Raw genomic sequence first — 21,688 nt, forward strand, 5'->3', positions numbered from 1 at the left:
ACCTTTTACCTATAACCATAAATAACAAACCATGAAAATAACGCTTAAACAAAGTTTACTTGCTGCTGCTGCATCGTTCGCGGTTCTTTCTTGTAAAGAAGATCCAAAAAACGATAAAGATATGGCTCAAGCAGAGGAGAAAACTCCAGGTATCGAATTGCAATATATGGATACGCTTGTGAGTCCTAAAAATGATTTCTACAATTACGTGAACGGTAATTGGATGAAAACCACTACTATACCAGATGATAGAACTTCTTGGGGAGGTTTTCAGGTTTTACGTAAAAGTACCGATGATGATGTGCTAGCCATTGTAGATAAGGCACAAAAAGAAAACAAATATGCTGCAGATACCGATCAAGCAAAGGCTTTGTTTTTATTCAATTCTAAATTAGATACTGTTGCTAGAGATAAAGCAGGAATTAGTCCTCTTCAACCCGCTTTAGAAGAGATTAATGGTATTAAAAATGTAGGAGACGTACAAAGAGTTCTTGCTAAAAATGCATCTACTATCTCTGCTCCATTTTTTGGTTTAGCAGCTTATTCAGATCCTGCAGATAGCAATATGAATACCGCTTATGTAACTCCGGGTGGTTTAGGTCTTCCAGATCGTGATTTTTATACCAAGCAAGATGCAGATTCTAAAGAGATAAGAGAAAAGTATGTAGCACATATCTCTAGAATGTTCCAAATTTTAGGAGATGATAGCGCTGCTGCGGAAAAGCAAGCAAAACAAATCTTAGATTTTGAAACACGTCTAGCAACTCCACGTTTAGATAAAGTGGCGAGTAGAGATTTTAGAAACTTTAATAACCCACGTTCTATCGATGAGCTTCAAGAAATGGTTCCTGCAATTAACTGGAAAAAATACTTTGAAGAATTAGGAGTAGAAAAAGAGTTAGACACGGTTATCGTGATGCAACCTAAGTACATGAAAGAAGTACAAAAGGTTTTAAAAGAAGGAAATGTAGAACTTTGGAAAACCGTAATGCGTTGGGCAACTCTAAATGATGCTGCAGGAATGCTTACTAGCGAGTTAGAAATGGCCAATTGGGATTTTTATAGCAAAACTCTTAACGGAGCTAAAAAACAACGCCCATCTAGAGAGCGTGCTTTAGCTACCGTAAACGGATCTGTAGGAGAAGCTTTAGGTAAATTATATGTAGATGAGAAGTTTCCGCCAGAAGCGAAAGAAAAGGCAGAAAAAATGATCGATAATGTGATTGCTGCTTTTCAAGCAAGAATTGAGAAGTTAGACTGGATGAGTGACAGCACTAAAGTAAAAGCGATTGAAAAGTTAGATAAATTTACCGTTAAGATTGGATATCCAGATGAGTGGGAAGATTATTCTAACTTAGATATTAATAAAGAAAATAACTACTATAATAATATGGTAGCAGTTTCTAACTGGAGCTACAAGAAAAATCTTTCAGAGATTGGTGAGCCAGTAGATAAAACTGAATGGGGAATGTCGCCACAAACGGTAAATGCTTATTTCAATCCGTTTAATAATGAGATTGTTTTCCCAGCAGCTATTTTACAACCACCATTTTATAACTACAAAGCAGACGCTGCGGTAAACTACGGAGGAATTGGGGCTGTAATTGGTCACGAAATTTCTCACGCTTTTGATGATAGTGGAGCTCGTTTTGATGCTGATGGTAACCTTAAAAACTGGTGGACCGATGCAGATTTAGAGAAATTTACCGAAAGAGGAAATAAATTAGCAGATCAATATAGCGATATCGAAGTATTGGATTCTGTATACATTAATGGTAAATTTACCTTAGGTGAAAACATTGGTGATTTAGGTGGTGTTTTAGCTGCTTATGATGGTCTACAAATGCATTATGAGAAAAACGGAAGACCAGAAAACATTGACGGCTTTACGCCAGAGCAACGTTTCTTTATGTCTTGGGCAACCGTTTGGAGAACCAAAATGCGTGATGAAGCTTTACGTAACAAAATAAAAACTGATACGCATTCTCCAGGAATGTACAGAGCTTACGTACCATTACAAAACATCGAAGAATTCTACCAAGCTTTTGATATTAAAGAAGGAGATTCTATGTATGTAGCACCAAAAGACAGAGTTTCTATTTGGTAATATTTTAGTTTCAAGATTTACAAAAAAACCCATCGATTTTCGATGGGTTTTTTATTAATTAAGGTTGATGCAAAAACTTAAAGGCTAGCAATAAGCAAGTTTGTTTCGTATCAATCTTTTTTCCATTAGAATTTGTAGTCTGATCAAAAATTGGAGGCTCTAAACCCCTCTTTTTCGCTGCTGCGGAATAATATATTTCTCGCGAAGGATGATCTGGATAAACACCGTGAAAAACTCCAGCAATAGACTTTTCAACTAATCGAATTAACAACCTCATCGCGTCTTTTTGTTCAATTAAGTTTACTGGAGCATGAGGATTTTGAATGTTTTCTCGTCGTGCCAAATAGTTTACAGGGTGTCGATCTTCACCTATTAAACCTCCAAACCTTACTACAGCAGTTGTAAACATTTTGCTGCTTTGCCAAAGTTTTTCCACTTCTATTAACTGCTGACCTGCAGAAGAATTAGCATTCGGAATATCGTTTTCTGTGTAAGTAGGAATACTTTCTCCATCTTCAAAAACCGACGTAGAACTTACATAAATTAAGTATTTTATCTTACTTTTTTCTACTTCAGTAAAAAGAAGAGTCATTTTTTTAGCAAAATCCTCTTTTGGATTTTTCCTTAATCCCGGCGGAATATCAATTATTAAGGTATCTGTTTCTTTCAGAAACTCCGCAATATTACCTTCAACTTTTTCTTCCGTTAAGGCAATTAAAAAAGCTTCTATTCCCACCTTTGTGAATTGATCTATCTTAGAAGGTGAAGTCGTGCTTCCCTTAACTTCATACCCCTTTTTTAAAAATGTTTCTGCTAAAGGAAATCCTAACCAACCACATCCTAATATGGATACTTTCTTCATTCTAAAATAATTTTTTGCTTCGTCATCATTACATCGTTTAATACAAAAGGTCTAGGCATCATCTTCTCGTCTCTTGGAGCAATATTTAAGGTCTCATTTTCAAACAAATCATAACTTGCATCGTAAACTTCTAAAACTGGTGATATTTCTGTATTTTTTAACTTCAATTTCAATCTTAACGTATCTTGATCTACAGCGAAATACGTAAGTAATTTAGGTGTTTTTCGATCTTTATAATAAGGGAGTTGATGATTTGGGGTTGCTTTTTCGTTGGCGGTTAAGCTTTCTACTTTTACATTTTTGTCTAAGAACACTTCTATTCTTTTTACTTCTCGTTGCGGACTTATTTTTACGTTATATTCCGTAAAAGTGTTGTCTAATCTATTTTCTTCTACTTGTATCGCTGCCGCGGAAATATTTACTAAAGGCGCCACTGAAGTGTAGGTGTATTGAGCGTTATACTTACTATCAAAAACTACCGAATCTACATTACTATTATCCTTCTTAAAATAAGGTTTGGTATAAGCATCTAATGTTTTATCATAAGTATTCCAAGTAGCTTGTTTTTGATCTACATCTAACATATAGATTAAACTATTGGGTTTAGGTCGGTCTTCTGTATATCCCGATTGACTGTGAGCAGTTAAAAATAGAAAACCTGCTAGGACTGCAAAAATCAAAACACCTGCTTTTTTATACTTTAAGTAAGCCATTACTGACCACAGTAATCCAAAAATGAGCATCACAAATAAGGCGCTAATAAACAGTTTACTTAAGCCTAAGCCTACAGGAAAGAATTGAACCAAAGGAACTAATATTATAAGCGCTGGCACTCCTAAAAGTAAATGTAGATAAGGGTTTCTCTTGTTAAAAAGCAATAAGCCAAAGGATAGTAAAGAGAAGAAAAAAGGAATGATAAAATAAGCCGCTCCTTTTAAAATGAAAGCAATAATGCTGAGTAAGACCAACCAAATAACTAAAGGCGCTACAAATGCATTTTTATTTTTCTCGGTAGTAGTTGCTGAATAGTTCCTATAAAAATAAAACAAAATCGCTAAGGTTAAAGAAACTCCAACCCCAATATATAAATGTCCGTTAAACGGAAAATCGTTTTGATTCTCTAAAACAGAATCATAAATCACAGGGAGTTTATCACTTAAGGTTGCGCTTATTAAAATTCCAAAAAATAAAGCTCTTGAAAAATCCCAAAGTCCTTTTCCTATTTGTTTAAAGTCCAAAATTTTATGACGCATACCATATACGAACAATCCAAGAAAGATCACCCAAGCAAAAACGAGCATTGGATAAATGAATGAGAATGGATAATGGACGATATCTAAACCAAAGAAATTAAAATATACTTGATCCTTATCCGCTTTAAGCGAATCTAAATCTACTTGTGAAAAATAGGGTAATAAAGCTTGCAAATAAGTTGCTTGATGTACTAAAGATTTTATATCTAAATTCTCTGGAGTGTCTTTTGCGGTGTGATAATCAAAATGGTCATCGATAAATGCAAAAAAGAAACTGGGAGTATCGTTAACTTCTCTAAAGACAGTTGCATCTGTATCGTTAGGAAGCTTCTTGTAAACACTATACATTAAAGAAGTGGCTACAGGAAATTGCGGATTTGCTTCTGCGAAAGCGTTAATGAGATTGGTGTTTCCTGTATTGGTTTCTAGAATGGTATTGGAAGGTCCTCCACTTCCGCGAGCTTCAAAGTTTAAAACGAGTCCTATGTTTTTTGCCCAAGTATGTTCTTTTACAAATAAACCAGCTCCGCTTAATCCTACTTCCTCCCCATCGGTAAAACAAATAATAATATCATTTTTTGGCTGCGGATTACTCTGTAAAAACACTCGAATACTTTCTAAAATCACTCCAACTCCAGATGCTGCATCACTAGCGCCTGGGGAAGAATGAACTGCGCTGTCATAGTGAGTCATCACCAATAAAGCAGATCGACTAGGATCATTTCCTTTTATTTTTGCAAGTATATTTTGAGGAGCGGTTAAGATTCCGTTATTATTGAAATCATATCCTTTTTGAGTCTGAACTTCTAAGTCTAAATCTTGCAGTTGCTGTACAATATAGTTTCTTACTTTACTATGAGCCTTTGTTCCTATAGAATGCGGCTGACTTCCTATTCTTTTAACGTGATTGAATGCATTGGCAGTAGAAAATGATTTCTCTGTTTCTTCTTTAAAGTAGGTTGCCGAAGGCTGAAGTCCTTCAATACTTATATATGAAATAAGGATTATTGAAAGAACTATAAAAAGACTAGTAAGAATTCTTTTCATATTAATCTATTCTTTTTACTAAAGCGTAGTATTCATTTTCTAAAGGTAAATATCCTTGATCGTAGACAAAATAGTAGATGGTACCTTTTTGAGTTGTATAAATATTGGTGATTAAATCGAAATCGAAACCTAAAGAGAGTAGTTTAGATTTTGTGGTTTTAGATTTTTTATCGGGATTGAGTTCTTGAAGAATTCGATAATTTTTTCGCAATCGGTTGTTGGTATTCCGTACAAGATTATTAGAATCTTTATTTAAGCGATTGTTGTAAGCATTGCGACAGTAATCGCTACAGAATTTTTTATCAATCCTGCCAACTATCTTTTCTTTACACTCTAGACATTCTTTTTGCATCATCTAAAGGTAATAAAATTGAAAAGAAAACTAGGTATAAAATAAAAGCACCACTTAAAAAGTGGTGCTTAGAAAATAAATAATAACTATATATTATTCGATGATGCGAACGTTTGTCGCAGTCAATCCTTTTCTTCCTTCGCTTTCAACGTATTCAACACGGTCACCTTCGTTTAATGACTCACCATCTAATCCTGTGATGTGAACAAAAATGTCGTTTCCTGTGTCTTCGTTGGTAATGAATCCGTATCCTTTAGACTCATTGAAAAATTTAACTGTACCTTCCATTATAAAAAAATAAAATATTAATAAAGTACAAACCTACAATTTAAAATTGATTTCAAAATGAAATTAATGTAAATTTTTTATAAATTAATTGATTTTGAGTGATTTAATCTAAATTCTTTCCTTGCATTTTTTTGATATTCTCTGGCGTAAGCATATAATCTTTAAGCTTTCTTCCTTTAGATCTATAGTATAAAAACAAAGGCATCCAAACAAAAATCCCTGTTCCTAAAGAAGAACCGATAAGAATACCACCTAGTTTTATATCTATTTCAGTTTGATTAAGGTAAATTCCTGTTCCTAGCGTAATGGCTATGGCGACAAAAAGTATAATAATAGCGTATTTCATTTTAATAAGTAATTAATTTTCGGCGGTAAGCCGTTAACATTTTAGATTTAGAAACGAAACCAACATACTTCCCTTCTTTAATTACAGGTAAATTCCACGCTCCACTGCTTTGAAATTTTCCCATCACCATTTGCATATCGTCTTTTCCGTAATAAATATAATCTGGAGCATCATGCATCAAAAATTCTACCAATACTGTATCGTATAAAGAAGTGTCGAACATCATTTCTCTAATATCGTCTAGCGTAATAACCCCAACCAATTCTTCTTCTTCGTTGACCACGGGAAAGAGGTTCCTTTTCGATTTAACCACTGCTGTGAATAACATATCTTTCAAGGTCATTTGTGGTTTTAATTTCACAAAATTCTCTTCGATGATACGGTCTAACTTTAATAAGGTTAAAACCGCCTGATCTTTATTATGGGTTATTAAAGCATTTTTATCCTTTAATTCTTTTGTATAAATATTACTATCGCTAAAAGCTTTAGAGATCATAAATGAAATTCCCACCACGATCATTAAAGGTATAAACAACTCATATCCTCCAGTAATTTCAGCAATTAAAAACATGGCGGTAAGTGGTGCTTGTAAAACTCCAGCCATAAGACCTGCCATTCCTACCATCGTAAAATTACTGGAAGGCAAATGAAAACCGAATTGTTTGCAAATGTTTACAAAAAAACTTCCGGTCACGGCACCTAAAAATAAAACTGGCGCAAACACTCCTCCAACTCCACCACTGCTTAAGGTTACGGAAGTAGCGATAGGCTTTAAAAGTATGAGTCCGAAAATTAGAAATAATATAACCCACGAACTTTCAATAGTATCTTTGAACAAAAAGGTTTCTAACGCCTGATCGTAATTTTGAGCTATAAGATTATTCATAAACGAAAAACCTTCTCCGTATAATGGAGGAACTAAAAAGGTTAAGACTCCTAAAATAATTCCGGCAAGAACCACTTTAAGATATTCGTTATTTACTTTACGGAATTGATTTTCTGTAGTAAAATAAACTTTAGAAAAGTAAACCGAAACCAGAGAAGCTAAAATCCCTAACAGAGCATAAAACAAGATGTTTTTAATCTCAAAATGCTGTATATCTTTAAAGTTAACAATATACTGTTCTCCTATCACCCATATTCTTGTGACTACCGCTGCTGCGGAAGCAAATAATAATGGTAATAAAGAGGCAAATGTAAGATCTAAACTAAACACCTCTATCGCAAATAGAATCGCCGCAATAGGAGCTTTGAAAATCGCTGAAAGAGATCCTGCCGCGGCGCAAACTAATAATAATTTTCTAGTCTGCGCTTTCATATGGAATAGCTGTCCTATAGAAGATCCAAATGCTGCTCCTGTAGCTACCGAAGGACCTTCCAAACCTACTGAACCTCCAAACCCCACAGTTAAAGGCGCAGTTAAAAGAGAACTAAAAGTATTTTTCCTACTCACCTTCCCTTCCTTCTTAGAAATAGAAAATAACGCCATAGGAATACCGTGAGAAACATCACTTTTTAGCACGTATTTTCTTACAAGAAGCGTTAATAACAATCCTATACATGGGAAAGCAAAGTACCAATACGTATGATAAGACTGGATGATCCCTTCTTCAAAAATTGTACTTATAAAATGAGTAATATTTTTTAAAGCTACAGAAGCTAAACCTGCAATTAAACCTACTAGAATAGAGAGCATATATACAAAATTCTTATCGGAGATATTTTTATATCTCCAAACTAAAAATTTTGTAAAGGGTGTCTTTTTCTTTAACATCTATACTATGAATCTACTAAATGTAGCAAAAAAAATCCTGCGTTAACAGGATTTTTATTTTTGTTATTCTTGAGTTTTAACAAGATTTAGATGAAGTTCTTTTAATTGATCTTCATCAATAGCTGCCGGTGCATCTATCATTACATCTCTACCCGCATTATTTTTTGGAAAAGCGATAAAATCTCTAATGGTTTCTTGTCCGCCTAAAATGGCTACTAATCTATCCAAACCAAATGCTAGTCCGCCGTGTGGTGGAGCACCATATTGAAAAGCATCCATTAAAAAGCCAAATTGAGCTTTTGCTTCTTTTTCCGTAAAGCCTAAATAATCAAACATTTGAGCTTGCGTAGCTTTATCGTGAATACGAATAGAACCACCTCCTATTTCATTTCCGTTAAGGACAAGATCATAAGCGTTTGCCTTAACTGCTGCAGGGTTCGTTGCTAATAAAGGAATTTGCCCTGGTTTTGGAGATGTAAATGGGTGATGCATGGCATGGTAACGCTCTGTTTCTTCATCCCACTCTAATAGTGGGAAATCGATCACCCAAAGTGGAGCAAATTCATTAGATTTTCTTAAACCTAAACGTTCTGCCATTTCCATTCTTAAAGCACTTAATTGAGCTCTTACTTTATTGGTATCTCCAGAAAGTATACAAATTAAGTCTCCTGGTTGAGCCTTTGTTTTTTCAACCCATTGCTTTAAATCTGCTTCGTCATAAAATTTATCTACAGATGATTTTAAACTACCATCTTCATTATATTTTACATAAACCATTCCCATAGCGCCTACTTGCGGACGCTTTACCCAATTAATGATTTTATCGATTTCTTTTCGGCTATAACTCGCTGCTCCTGGCACGGCAATCCCTACTACTAAATCTGCTTCATTAAAAACTTTGAAATCTTTATGTTGTGCTACTTCATTTAATTCTCCAAACTGCATATCAAAGCGAATGTCTGGTTTATCATTTCCGTAAAGACGCATAGCATCATCATAGGTCATTCTTGGAAATTTATCTACCGACACATTATTTATCTTGAGAAGTAAATGTCTGGTTAGGTTTTCAAAAATATTAAGGATATCTTCTTGATCTACAAATGCCATTTCGCAGTCTATCTGTGTAAATTCTGGCTGGCGATCTGCTCTTAAGTCTTCATCTCTAAAACACTTTACAATTTGAAAGTATTTATCCATCCCGCCGACCATAAGCAGCTGCTTAAAAGTTTGTGGAGATTGTGGTAAAGCATAAAATTGACCTTCATTCATTCTACTAGGAACTACAAAATCTCTAGCACCTTCTGGAGTAGATTTAATTAAATAAGGAGTTTCAACTTCTATAAAATCTTGAGTAGAAAGAAAGTTTCTAACTTCCATCGTTACTTTATGACGAAAAACAAGTTTATTTTTTACCGGATTTCTACGAATGTCTAAGTAGCGATATTTCATACGTAAATCTTCTCCCCCATCAGTTTCATCTTCAATGGTAAAAGGTGGAGTTTTTGCTTCATTTAAAATGCTAAGTTCTTTTACTAAAATCTCTACTTCTCCCGTAGGAATATTAGGGTTTTTAGATTCTCTTTCTATGACGGTTCCTTTTACTTGAATCACGTATTCTCTTCCCAACTTTTTAGCAGTTTCCATCATTTCTACCGGAGTTCTTTCCTCATCAAATATAAGTTGAGTAATCCCATAGCGATCGCGTAAATCGACCCAGATCATAAAACCTTTATCTCGAATTTTTTGGACCCATCCAGATAAGATTACCTCTTCACTAATATTTTTACTATTTAACTCTCCGTTTGTATGACTTCTATACATAGTTGTTTTTGCTATAAATGATGCGCAAAAATAAGAAGATACTTATATATGAACGATGTTTTCTGTAATAAATAATTCTATTAAATTATGATTTAAACTTCATATAGATAACTATATAAGAGTATTTTAAACTCCTAATGTTAATTTAACGTTACCTAATAGTGTATTTATTGTAAACTTTTCATTATATTTGTTAAGTTAACCTTTAAAAAAGAAAGAAAATGAAAAAGATGATTGTAGCGGTTGCACTTTTATTTGGAGCAACAGTGATAGCTCAAGATGTGAAGCCTGAGTTCGAAAAAAATGGAGATGCAGTTAAAGGTACATTTTTCTATGAAGACGGAACTGTAAAACAAGTAGGTACTTATAAAGATGGTAAACTACACGGCGAATGGACAATGTATACTGAAGATGGAGAGAAACAAGCTATAGCACAGTACCAAAATGGAGAAAAAGTAGGCAAATGGTTTTTTTGGAATGGTGATCAACTAACTGAGGTAGATTATTCTGATAGCAAAGTAACCGCTGTCACCAAATGGCAAAATACTAATGCTGTAGTTAGCAAATAGTAATTAATTATTAATAAGGTTTCAAGAGCTATCATTAATTTGATAGCTTTTTTTTAGCATTTTAATCTTCCTGAGCTTAAATTCCAATACAGAGTTAGGTTCATTTTGTTGGCATGTATTATACTCTGTAATAACCTCTTAGAGTATTTAATAAAAATTATTTACACGTATTTCCAAAATTGAAACACATTTAATAAGATTATTTATTTTGTTTTATATTTTAAATGGAACAAAAACTGAATTGGACCAACTTTACGGATTAAAAGAATGTCAAGACTAATGTGCTCAGTCTATATATAATATTACCCAACGACATCATAACAAGCAATTTTAATAAAAAACGAGTTTATAAGAGACCTTCAACTACAATCAAAAATTTAGGTAAAAAAAATGCATTCACAAAGTTTCCTAAAGAAGAAAAATCTCTGTCTTTCAATTATTTATAGATAAACACATAGACATACGGTAATCTCATACAAGTGCAAACGTCTATAGTCCAGAGTATTCTTGCATTTATTATTCAGCATAGTATTTCAACTTAAAAGCGCAAAGCAAGAAAATTATACACGCTCAGGGATAGGAATTGAATACGAAAAATATGAGAGGAAGCGAGTTTTTCATATCCTTATGAGTTGACTAAATATGTTCTGCACCTAAAAAACGCTATTTTAAAACGGAAATCATCTAATAGAATTAGAAATATTATTAAAAATTTTTGATTCATAAAGACCGAGAACATAACTGTATAAAAACACAAACAAAATAGATTGAAAAGGAAACAGTATATATTAAAAAAGCTGAACAATGAGATCATTGTTCAGCTTTAAATAATTTCAATCCTATAAATTTAATGTTTATTCTGGATTGATAAGAGTTTTATATATTACTCTTGATCTCTATTCTTTTCTAAAGAAACTTCTACACGTCTGTTCTGCTGTCTTCCAGCTGCAGTCTTGTTAGTTGCGATAGGTCTAGCCTCACCGTAACCTTCAGAAGTAATTCTATCAGAAGAGATATTAGCTTGTTCAGTTAAGTAAGTTCTAACAGAACCTGCTCTTTCATCAGAAAGTTTTAAGTTAAATTTCTCACTTCCTTGGCTATCTGTATGTCCTTCAATATGGAATACTGTACTTGGGTATTCTTCCATAATTTCAGCAATAGATTTTAAAGCTTCATAAGATTCTTTTCTAATGCTAGCTTTTCCTAAGTCGAATAAGATAGTTTTAGAATACTCATTTAACTCATTAATTACTTCTACAGTAACTTCTGGACATCCATTGTTAGCTTTAGTACCAGCAACATCTGGACACTGATCATCTTTGTCTAATACACCATCATTATCACGATCTTGGTAAGGACAACCATTGTTAGCAGCAGGACCAGCTTCGTTAGGACACTCATCTTCACTATCTTTGATTCCATCACCGTCAGCATCAGGACAACCATTTAAAGATTTTAAACCTGCAACTGTAGGACATTCATCTTGAGGATCTGCAATTCCGTCACCGTCGGTATCAGGACATCCATTAAATTCTGCCATACCAGGGGTATTAGGACAATCATCTTCACTATCTTGGATTCCGTCACCATCTGAGTCTGGACATCCATCAAATTCAGCTAAACCTGGAGTTTCTGGACACTTATCGTTCTTATCAAAAACACCATCTCCATCAGTATCTTTACCTCCAAATGCTAATTTAAAACCAGCTGAATGTTGGAAATGATCTAAACCTGTTTCGTCATCAAATGCTTTCTTATAAGTAGATTGAATGTTGAAAGCAATGTTGTCAGTCAACCAAAAATCAAAACCTAAAGTTCCGTTAGCAGAACCTTGTCCGTCTTCATCTATCCAAGCATAACCTCCACCTATTCCTAGGTAAGGATCAAACCAACCCTCTTCATTTATTAGGTTTTTGAAGCTATATCTAATAGCACCATCTGCAGCGTAATAAGATAAATCATCAAGATTAGCATCTCCAAATTTATCGATTTTGTTTACAGAACCAGCTAATTGAACAGAGAAACCTGATCCAACATATCTACCTACTGTTAATCTAGAAACTGAAGGTAATACGTTGTAGTGGTCTCCTGCATTAAAATATTCGCTAAACATTCCTCCCTGAGGAGCATCCTCCCCTACAGGATAAAAATCTACGGCGTTGATACCAATACCAACTGCCCAAGGATTGTTCTCGTCTTGTGCTTGCACATTTGAAAGCCCGAAAAGGAACAATGAAACTAATAAAATTCTGCTAAGATGTTTCATATTATAATTTTAATTTTAAGTGTTAATTAAGAACAAAAGTAAACGCTTGTTAAGTATTAAAAAAAAAAATAATAATAAAATTTTCTTAACACTTTTCATATAGCATCACAGTTTCGCTTATATCACGTTTAATTTTTTACCTACTTTTTTAAATGCTTCAACAGCTTTAATTAAATTTTCTCTACTGTGAGCTGCCGAAAGTTGAACTCTTATTCTTGCTTTATCTTTTGGTACAACAGGATAAAAGAATCCGATCACATAAATACCCTCTTCTAAAAGCATATCGGCCATTTGTTGAGAAAGCTTAGCGTCATACAACATTACAGGAACAATGGCAGAATCTCCATCGATAATATCGAACCCAGCTTCTTTCATTTCTTTTTTGAAAAACTTAGTATTCTCTTCTAATTTATCTCTCAATTCAGTGTTGTTAGTAAGCATTTCAAATACTTTATTTGATGCACCTACGATAGCTGGAGCTAGTGAATTTGAGAATAAATATGGTCTTGATCTCTGTCTGAGTATTTCAATAATTTCTTTTTTACCAGTAGTATAACCTCCCATGGCACCCCCTAAAGCTTTTCCTAGAGTTCCTGTGATAATATCGATACGGCCCATTACATTTTTTTCTTCTAATGTACCTCTTCCCGTTTTACCTATAAAACCAGTAGCGTGACATTCATCGATCATTACTAATGCATCATACTTATCGGCTAAGTCACAAATTTTATCTAATGGAGCAACTAAACCGTCCATAGAGAAAACCCCATCGGTCACTATGATTTTAAAGCGAGCTCCTTTTTCATTCGCAGCGATTAACTGTTGTTCCAAATCTTCCATATTGCTATTTTCATAACGATATCGAGCCGCTTTACAAAGTCTAACTCCGTCAATAATAGAAGCGTGATTTAAAGAATCTGATATAATAGCATCTTCTTTGGTTAAGATAGGCTCAAAGACACCCCCGTTAGCATCAAAAGCAGCAGCATATAATATAGTATCTTCAGTTTGATAGAAATCTGCTATGTTTTGTTCTAATTTTTTATGAATATCTTGAGTACCACATATAAAACGAACACTACTCATTCCAAATCCGTGAGAGTCTAAAGTATCTTTTGCGGCTTGGACTACCTCTGGGTGAGAAGAGAGTCCTAAATAGTTATTAGCACAAAAATTAATCACTTCTTCACCTGTGTCAATTTTGATCACAGCATCTTGAGGGGTGGTAATTATTCTTTCTTTTTTGTAGAGACCATTTTCTTTAATCTCATTCAGTTCATTTTGCAGGTATTGCTTAATTTCTTTACTATACATGGTTTGCTCTTTTTATTATTTTCAAATGTAAACAATCTTTAGTTTTGCGTTGTCTTCTAGGTAAATTAATATTTTCTTAATCACTTTAAAACCTAGGCTTTCTACGGCCATAGCGTAAGTGTTGATTTGGTTTTTGTGAGTTGGAGAAATATCTCCTGTTTTATAATCTATAATTACAGCTTCTTTCTGTTTTATGCATAACCGATCTAAACGTTTAAACTCAGCTTGATAAAGAATTTCTTTTTCCGTGAAAACGCTATATTCTTTTGAGAAATACGCTGTAAGTTCTGGATGATGAATCAAGGCCTCAAGTGATTTTCTATAAGTGTCCTCATTTTCTTTTTCTATTAATGAAGTTTGAACTGCATTTTTCAGAGCTTTTTCTACATCGTTCTTATAGGTAATTTCATTAAAAATTTCGTGCAGTGTATTTCCAAAATCTATAGAGGCTTCTTGCTTCGTTCCCCATAAAGAACCCGATTTGGTCACCACATCTATATCGTGATGAGTAGGGGCAGAAGATATCATTTCTTGAAAAATAGGAGGGATGTCGATTTCTTCTCGCTGCTGCGGATTTATTAATGTTCCAAAAGAATAGCTCAAAGAATCATTCCATTTATTTTGAAGCTTCAGGTAATCTATTAATATTCCCGAAGTTTTATTAGGATACGTGTTTTTATTTCTATCTACATCCAATTCAGATAAAATGAAAAGTTGATTTTTTGCTCTCGTAAAAGCGACATAAAGAACATTAAGAACATCAAATTGAGTTTCCTTGAGTAGCTGACTGTATTTTGCGGCCGCATCCCCTTGAAAATCTAAGAGTTTCTTCGAAGCTCTAAGATACCCCAAAGGTATAGGTAAATCTTCATCTTCTAGTTCTACCCATAAAAAGTCTTTACTAGTGTCATCAATAGCTTCATTAGCGTAAGGATGTATAACAATCGGGAATTCTAATCCTTTAGATTTATGAACCGTCATAATTTGCACAGCATCTTGCCCTTCGGGAGCAACAATGCTTAAGCGATCTTTCTTTAGCTCCCATTCCTCTAAAAAATGTAAAACCCCACCGCTATTTTTTTGAGTAAACTCGTAAACAAAATCTAAATAAAACTGAAGGTATGCGTTAGACTTTTCCTGAAGCTGAAAACAACGTATTAAATATTCTAAGCCATCATAAAATGGAATTTTTTGAAAGTGAGCTAAATTAAAAACTAACTGATTTTTCTCTAAAACATCAAAAAACTCTTGACCTATAAGATCTAATTTAGGATAGATAAATTCAAAAATATCGGTTTTATTATCTTGTTGTTCCCATAAATAATATAAGATCCCAAATTTGGCTTGATCGTCTTGAGGATAAACACTTAATTGTAATAAGTGGTTAATGAACTGTACTTCCTTAGATTGATTAATCAGTAAAGTTTCAGAGGAGATAATAGGAATTTCATTTTCATTTAGAAATTCTGCAATAGCATAACCCTGAGACTTTTTTCTAACCAAAATACAGATATCTTCTTTTTGATATCCTTTGCTTTCTAGATCTAAGATGAGTTCTAATACCCTTTGCGGATAGAGCTCATTTTTTTCTTCAACATTCTCAGCCTCAATAAAATCTATTTGCACATAACCGCCTTCTTTTTTTTCAATATGTTGAGCAGCATTTAAAAAAAGATCTTTGTAGGTGTCGGTTTCAAGATAGGAAGAAGCGTGACCAAAAAAACTATTATTAAAATCTACTACTTCTGCTTTGCTACGCCAATTGGAAGGTAAATTTTCAACCTTTTTTTCTACTGAAAAGGGATTGTTAGAAATACTTTCTTCATTTTCGGCACTTAACGTAATAAACTGTTCGGCTTTTCCGCCTCGCCAACGATAAATAGATTGTTTAGCGTCTCCTACCAAATGTAAACTTCCTAATTTTCCTGAATCAGAATAGGCACTTAAGCTGTTTGAAATTAACGGAATTAAATTATTCCATTGCAATTCAGAAGTATCCTGAAATTCATCTATAAAATAATCTTGGTAACGTTCTCCCAATCGTTCGTAAATAAAAGGAACTGGTTGATTTTTTACGCTTTCGCTGATTTTTTTATTAAAATCTGAAATAAGTAAAATGTCTCGTTCTTTTTTAAGCAACTCTACCTCTTTAGAAATAGCATTTAATAAGGATAAAGAATTTAAATTTTTTATAACTTGATTATAAAGCTCTTGCTGAAATGCCGCTTTTTCAACCAACCTATAGTGAGATGCAATCTTTGGTAAGATCCCATCCATAACTACTTTCTTATCTGCAGTTTGTTTCTTTGCGTAAGGAGCTTGAGTTTCTATGTTTTGTTGCCATTTGCTACCCGATGGATACCAATTATCGCCGTCTATAACTTTTTGGAAATACTTAGGAATGTAACCTGAACTAAAATCTTTAACATCTAGTCCGTTAGTGTGGATCAAATCAAAAAAAGCAACAGATTCCGCTTTAGCGATCTCACCTAATAATTTTATTTTTTCTTTAAGAGCCTTTTCGAAGGTTTTAAAATCATTAAGATCATATTTTTTTAAAACCTCTAGGGGTTGCATGTAATTTTCATTGATAAGTAACTTAGCTATATCGTTTAAATCTTTTGCGATATCCCAACTCTTATCATCGTCTGCTTTACTTAAAGCGAAATCTATTAAAATTTGTGTGAGTTCTTTATCTTTACCTGCTTTCTCTATCAACCGGTCTACTGCTTCACTTAAAACTAAACCGGTATCCATTTCTACTTCAAAATTGACAGCAATACCTAAGTCTTTTGCAAAAGTGCGAAGAACTCTGTGGGTAAAACCATCGATGGTTGAAATTTCAAAAGCTGCATAATTATGCAAAATGCTTTCGAGTATAAGCTTACTTTTTTGATGTATTTCAATAGATGATAATCCAGTTTCTTGTTCAATAGATGATTTTAAGGCTTCAAAATTAGAGGGTGTTTCTTCTTCCGCAAAAGCGCGTAAAGTTTCAATGATTCTGCTTTTCATTTCAGCTACAGCTTTATTGGTAAAAGTGATGGCCAAAATATTCTTATAAAAGTCCTTTTGAGTAGAAGTGAATAAGAGGCTAAGGTACTTTTTAACAATGGTAAATGTCTTCCCCGATCCAGCTGAGGCATTAAAAATATAAAACGGTGTGGGTTGTGTAGTTTGCAAGGCAAAATTTTTCACTAAAATAAGAAATGTATGTTTATAGTTGTGTTTTGTAAGATAGTTTTAGTATTTAAGTATTTTATAACATATTTTTATTTTAAAAGTGTATCTTAATAGCTAATTTTGATTGAAATTTTTACAATTAATATAAAAAATAATAGATTATGGCTTTTGAACAACCAAAACTTAAATATGCATACGATGCATTAGAACCTAATATTGATGCTAAGACTATGGAGATTCACTATAGCAAGCACCATGCGGGATATACCAAAAAATTAAATGACGCTATAAGCGGAACAGATCTTGACGGAAAAAATATAGAGAATATCCTTACTAATTTAGATATGGAGGATAAAGCAGTAAGAAATAATGGTGGTGGTTTTTACAACCACAACTTATTTTGGGAAGTGATGTCTCCAAATGGAGGAGCAAAACCTACAGGCGATTTGGCTAAAGCTATTGATGAAGCTTTTGGTTCTTTTGATGCTTTTAAAGAAGAGTTCTCTAAAGCTGCTGCAACTCAGTTTGGCTCTGGTTGGGCTTGGCTTTGTGCACACGAAGGAGGAAGATTAGAAGTTTGTTCTACAGCAAATCAAGACAATCCACTTATGCCAGGAAAAGGTTGTGATGCTCAACCAATCTTAGGATTAGATGTTTGGGAACACGCTTACTATTTAAATTACCAAAATAGAAGACCAGATTATATCGATGCATTTTTTAATGTAATTAACTGGGAAGAAGTTTCTTCTAAATACGCTAAAGCGAAATAAGAAGAAGATTTAAAAATATAAGAAAGCGGAGTTTATTCATTTAAACTTCGCTTTTTTTCATGAAAAAAAGGTGATTTTTAAATCACCTTTTTGCCCCAAATTTTACCATAAACTTAACCTACTTAGTTATGGAGTTATAAATATATGATATTCTATTGAATTTATCAAAATAAATTAAGAATAATTACGGTAAAATTTATTTTTAATTATAAATCGTTAATTAATATGCTCTTTCGCTGTTACCTTCATAAAAGTTTATAAAGGCTCTATTCACTACTCTATTTCCTCCTGGAGTTGGATAATCCCCTGTAAAGTACCAATCTCCTAAATTTTTAGGACAAGCTTGGTGAAGTTTTTCAACAGTTTGATAAATCACTTTTACATCTGCTTTAATAGAATTATCACTAAGCAACTCTGCAATTTTATCTGAAACTTGTTCGTTTGTGAAAGGCTCATAAACCTCTTTTACAAAATTTTGTACTTCACTGTCTTTTAAATGGATTTGAGCCTTACATTTATGATAAACTTCTTCTACAATACCGTACTTGTCATTTTCTTTTAAAAGCTCTAATGCTGCTTTAAAAGCTACAAAGTCTTCTAATCTTGCCATGTCAATTCCATAACAATCTGGAAAGCGTATTTGAGGAGCAGAAGATACCACAACAATCTTTTTAGGGCCTAAGCGATCTAGCATCTTTAAGATACTTTTCTTAAGCGTAGTACCTCTTACAATAGAATCATCTATAATAACAAGGTTGTCATCTTTTTTCACCACACCGTAGGTAACGTCATAAACGTGTGCTACAAGGTCATCTCTACTGCTATCTTCAGTAATAAAGGTTCTAAGCTTAGCATCTTTAATAGCAATTTTTTCGGTACGAAGACGATGAGAAAGAATTTCAGAAAGACGTTTGTCAGTTAAATTTTCTTTTTCCTCTAAAATAGCCTCATTCTTTTGACGATTTAATTCGTCTTGAGCAGCTTCTACCATTCCGTAGAAAGAAGTTTCAGCAGTATTAGGAATAAAAGAGAAGACAGAATTTATGGTATCATAATCAATAGCCTTTAAAATGTCGGGCATAATAAATTTACCTAAATTTTTTCTCTCTTCGTAAATCTCGGCATCACTTCCTCTAGAAAAGTAGATACGTTCAAAAGAACAAGCTTTTCTTTCTAATGGTTCTATGATTTTATCGATAGAAGTTTTTCCGTTCTTCTTTGTGATAAGAGCGTGACCAGGATCTAATTCTTTTACTTCATCAAATGGTACATCAAAAACGGTTTGTATAACAGGTCTTTCTGATGCAACTACAACTACTTCGTCATCTATATAGTAATAAGCTGGGCGTATTCCTGCAGGATCTCTAAGTACAAAAGAATCTCCATGTCCCATAAGTCCCGCCATAGCGTAACCACCATCCCAATCTTTTGAGGACTTTCTGAGTATTTTAGCTACATTTAATTGGTCGGCAATATGGGGAGAAGCATCTTTTTTTGAGTATCCCTCTTTTTTTAGTTTTTTGTAAAGCTTTCTAACTTCAGAATCTAAGAAGTGACCTATTTTCTCCATTACGGTGACAGTATCGGCTTTTTCTTTAGGATGCTGACCTAGCTCTACTAAATTATCAAATAACTTAAATACATTGGTCATGTTAAAGTTACCTGCAACGATGAGGTTACGATGCATCCAATTGTTTTGACGTAAAAACGGATGAACACTTTCTATACTATTTTTTCCGAAGGTACCATAACGTACGTGGCCTAAGAAAACTTCTCCTATATAAGGAATGTTCTTTTTTTGAGAAGCCACATCATCAGCATATTCAGGATGTCTAACCAACTCGTCATTGATTCGATCGTTAATTTGAGCAAAAATATCTTGAATAGGTTGAGCCTGATTAGAACGGACTCTACTAATGTAGCGTTCTCCTGGGTCTGTATCTAATTTTATACTTGCTAATCCAGCACCATCTTGTCCTCTATTATGTTGCTTTTCTAGCATGAGGTACATTTTATTTAACCCATAAAAAGCTGTACCATATTTTTCTTTGTAATATTCTAAAGGTTTTAGAAGTCTTACTTGTGCAATTCCGCATTCGTGTTTTATCGCGTCACTCATATTTGTTGTTCCCCTTCAGGTTTGTGTTGTTGTGTATATGTATGAAAAAACCCTGCGCAGGGCAGGGCATTTTTTTAATTTAAATCTATTTTAAACTGAGTAAGAGACTTAAATACTTTTAGCCTTTTATCAATTTCATCACTTTTTAGATCGATCATTCTTTCTGTACCAAATTTTTCCACGCAAAATGAAGCCAAATTAGATCCGTAAATAATAGCATTTTTCATATTGTGAAAAGAAGTATCATTAGTTTGGGTTAAATAACCCGCAAAACCACCTGCAAAAGTATCTCCAGCTCCCGTAGGATCAAAAACTTCTTCTAAGGGTAATGCTGGAGCAAAGAACATTTCATTTTCAAAAAACAATAAAGCTCCGTGTTCACCTTTTTTAATTACTACATATTTTGGACCCATGGTAGAGATTTTACGAGCAGCCTTTACTAGAGAATATTCTCCAGAAAGCTGTCTTGCTTCTTCATCATTGATGGTAATTACATCTACTTTGGCAATTACTTTATGAAGATCTTCTAATGTATTATCCATCCAAAAGTTCATCGTATCTAAAATAATGAGCTTAGGGTTTTCTACTTGCTCGATCACACTCAATTGGACGAGGGGATGTAAGTTTCCTAACATCACCACTTCTGCATCTTTATAATTTTTAGGAACTACAGGGTTAAAGTCTGCAAGAACATTTAGTTGCGTATCTAAAGTATCTCTTGTGTTCATATCGTTGTGATACTTACCACTCCAGAAAAAAGTTTTTCCTTCTTTTACAATTTCTAAACCTTCGGTATTGATATTTTTTTGCTGAAATAAATCTAAATATTCCTGAGGAAAATCACCTCCTACTACTGAAACAATAGCGCTATCTACGCCAAATTTTTCAGCGGCTAATCCTATATAGGTTCCTGCTCCTCCTAAAATCTTATCTGTTTTTCCGAAAGGCGTTTCAATAGCATCAAAAGCAACAGTTCCTACAATTAAAAGTTTACTCATGGGTATGTAATTTTGCTGCAAATATACGTTGATTTAAATAATATGTAGAAAGTTGAAGTGGAAATTAAATACATTCAAAATATATCTAATTTTAAATAAAAAAAAAGCTCGTCTAATATTCTAGACGAGCTCTTTAAATTTAATTTTTTTATTTTTTATTTTTCAATTCTAAAAGAAGACCTTCTATTAAGTTCATACTGTTGATCTGTACAAGGGTCGCATTCTACCTTAGGTGAAGATTCTCCTAGACCCTCACCACTAATACGTGATTCATCGATGCCTTTTGAAATTACATACTGTACGGTACTTTGAGCTCTACGTTCTGATAACTGCTGATTATAAGAGGATGGTCCGCGCTTATCTGTATGTGCTTCTACCTTAATTTTCATCTCTGGATACTTCTGCATTACAGCTACTAGCTTATCTAACTCAAAAGCGGCTTGTTTTCGTATATTAGATTTATCAAAATCAAACATAATAGGATTTAACACCACTTCTTCTTCTTGGATAATCTTCTCTATTGGACTTAACTCGATGACAAGATCTACTTCTCCTTCAGCATCTTCTCCTACCATAGCCGCATTACTTTCATAATCTTCAGCGTTTACCTGTAAACTAT

At 33.6% G+C, this 21,688-nt stretch carries 16 protein-coding genes; 3 read left to right on the plus strand and 13 right to left on the minus strand.

From position 1 onward, the window contains the following. Positions 1–31: 31 nt before the first annotated feature. Positions 32–2,107, plus strand: a complete 2,076-nt coding sequence (locus LX95_RS07355) for a M13 family metallopeptidase (RefSeq protein WP_111540790.1) — start codon at positions 32–34, stop codon at positions 2,105–2,107. 58 nt (positions 2,108–2,165) lie between these two features. On the opposite strand, the gene LX95_RS07360 is transcribed toward LX95_RS07355, so the two are convergent. The 7 genes from LX95_RS07360 to aspS form a co-directional block, all read right to left on the minus strand. Continuing rightward, entirely contained in the window at positions 2,166–2,969 is an 804-nt protein-coding gene (locus LX95_RS07360) for an NAD(P)-binding domain-containing protein (RefSeq protein ID WP_111540791.1), read from the minus strand. Further along, a complete protein-coding gene (locus LX95_RS07365) occupies positions 2,966–5,269 on the minus strand; it encodes a M28 family peptidase (protein WP_111540792.1) in 2,304 nt (767 codons plus the stop codon). The genes LX95_RS07360 and LX95_RS07365 overlap by 4 nt, the downstream gene beginning before the upstream one ends. 1 nt (position 5,270) lies before the next feature. Further along, positions 5,271–5,621 carry a hypothetical protein gene (locus LX95_RS07370; RefSeq protein ID WP_111540824.1) on the minus strand — a complete coding sequence of 117 codons (351 nt, stop codon included), beginning with the start codon at positions 5,619–5,621 and terminating at the stop codon, positions 5,271–5,273. A 93-nt stretch (positions 5,622–5,714) separates the two neighbouring features. After that, positions 5,715–5,909: a cold-shock protein gene (locus tag LX95_RS07375; RefSeq protein ID WP_111540793.1), complete on the minus strand. Its 195-nt coding sequence runs from the start codon at positions 5,907–5,909 to the stop codon at positions 5,715–5,717. Between the two features lie 103 nt (positions 5,910–6,012). Further along, complete coding sequence (locus LX95_RS07380; protein ID WP_111540794.1) at positions 6,013–6,255, minus strand: hypothetical protein; 243 nt, start codon at positions 6,253–6,255, stop codon at positions 6,013–6,015. Position 6,256: 1 nt separating this feature from the next. Next, entirely contained in the window at positions 6,257–7,951 is a 1,695-nt protein-coding gene (locus LX95_RS07385; RefSeq protein WP_245924735.1) for a chloride channel protein, read from the minus strand. 141 nt (positions 7,952–8,092) lie between these two features. Continuing rightward, on the minus strand, positions 8,093–9,850 hold the full coding sequence (aspS, locus tag LX95_RS07390) for an aspartate--tRNA ligase (RefSeq protein WP_111540796.1): 1,758 nt from the start codon (positions 9,848–9,850) through the stop codon (positions 8,093–8,095). Positions 9,851–10,071: 221 nt separating this feature from the next. Here aspS and LX95_RS07395 point away from each other — a divergent pair, with 221 nt between their 5' ends. Then, on the plus strand, positions 10,072–10,419 hold the full coding sequence (locus LX95_RS07395; protein WP_111540797.1) for a toxin-antitoxin system YwqK family antitoxin: 348 nt from the start codon (positions 10,072–10,074) through the stop codon (positions 10,417–10,419). A gap of 883 nt (positions 10,420–11,302) precedes the next feature. On the opposite strand, the gene LX95_RS07400 is transcribed toward LX95_RS07395, so the two are convergent. From LX95_RS07400 to LX95_RS07410, 3 genes are all read right to left on the minus strand, one after another. Beyond that, a complete protein-coding gene (locus LX95_RS07400) occupies positions 11,303–12,685 on the minus strand; it encodes an OmpA family protein (protein WP_111540798.1) in 1,383 nt (460 codons plus the stop codon). Positions 12,686–12,802: 117 nt separating this feature from the next. Next, entirely contained in the window at positions 12,803–13,999 is a 1,197-nt protein-coding gene (kbl, locus tag LX95_RS07405) for a glycine C-acetyltransferase (RefSeq protein ID WP_111540799.1), read from the minus strand. Between the two features lie 21 nt (positions 14,000–14,020). Further along, entirely contained in the window at positions 14,021–17,182 is a 3,162-nt protein-coding gene (locus LX95_RS07410) for a UvrD-helicase domain-containing protein (protein WP_111540825.1), read from the minus strand. Positions 17,183–17,343: 161 nt separating this feature from the next. On the opposite strand from LX95_RS07410, the gene LX95_RS07415 reads away from it, so the two are divergent. Beyond that, positions 17,344–17,952: a superoxide dismutase gene (locus LX95_RS07415; RefSeq protein WP_111540800.1), complete on the plus strand. Its 609-nt coding sequence runs from the start codon at positions 17,344–17,346 to the stop codon at positions 17,950–17,952. A 220-nt stretch (positions 17,953–18,172) separates the two neighbouring features. On the opposite strand, the gene LX95_RS07420 is transcribed toward LX95_RS07415, so the two are convergent. The 3 genes from LX95_RS07420 to LX95_RS07430 all read right to left on the minus strand — a co-directional run. After that, positions 18,173–20,071, minus strand: coding sequence for an amidophosphoribosyltransferase (locus tag LX95_RS07420; protein WP_111540801.1), 1,899 nt, complete (start codon positions 20,069–20,071; stop codon positions 18,173–18,175). A gap of 74 nt (positions 20,072–20,145) precedes the next feature. Further along, the gene (locus LX95_RS07425; RefSeq protein WP_111540802.1) at positions 20,146–21,069 is read right to left on the minus strand and encodes a PfkB family carbohydrate kinase; all 924 of its coding nucleotides are present in this window, start codon (positions 21,067–21,069) and stop codon (positions 20,146–20,148) included. Between the two features lie 155 nt (positions 21,070–21,224). After that, positions 21,225–21,688 (minus strand): OmpA family protein (locus tag LX95_RS07430; protein WP_146240761.1); only part of this gene is annotated, 464 nt, incomplete at its 5' end.

The organism is Mesonia algae, assembly GCF_003253545.1.
In the GTDB taxonomy this organism is placed as follows: Bacteria; Bacteroidota; Bacteroidia; order Flavobacteriales; family Flavobacteriaceae; genus Mesonia; species Mesonia algae.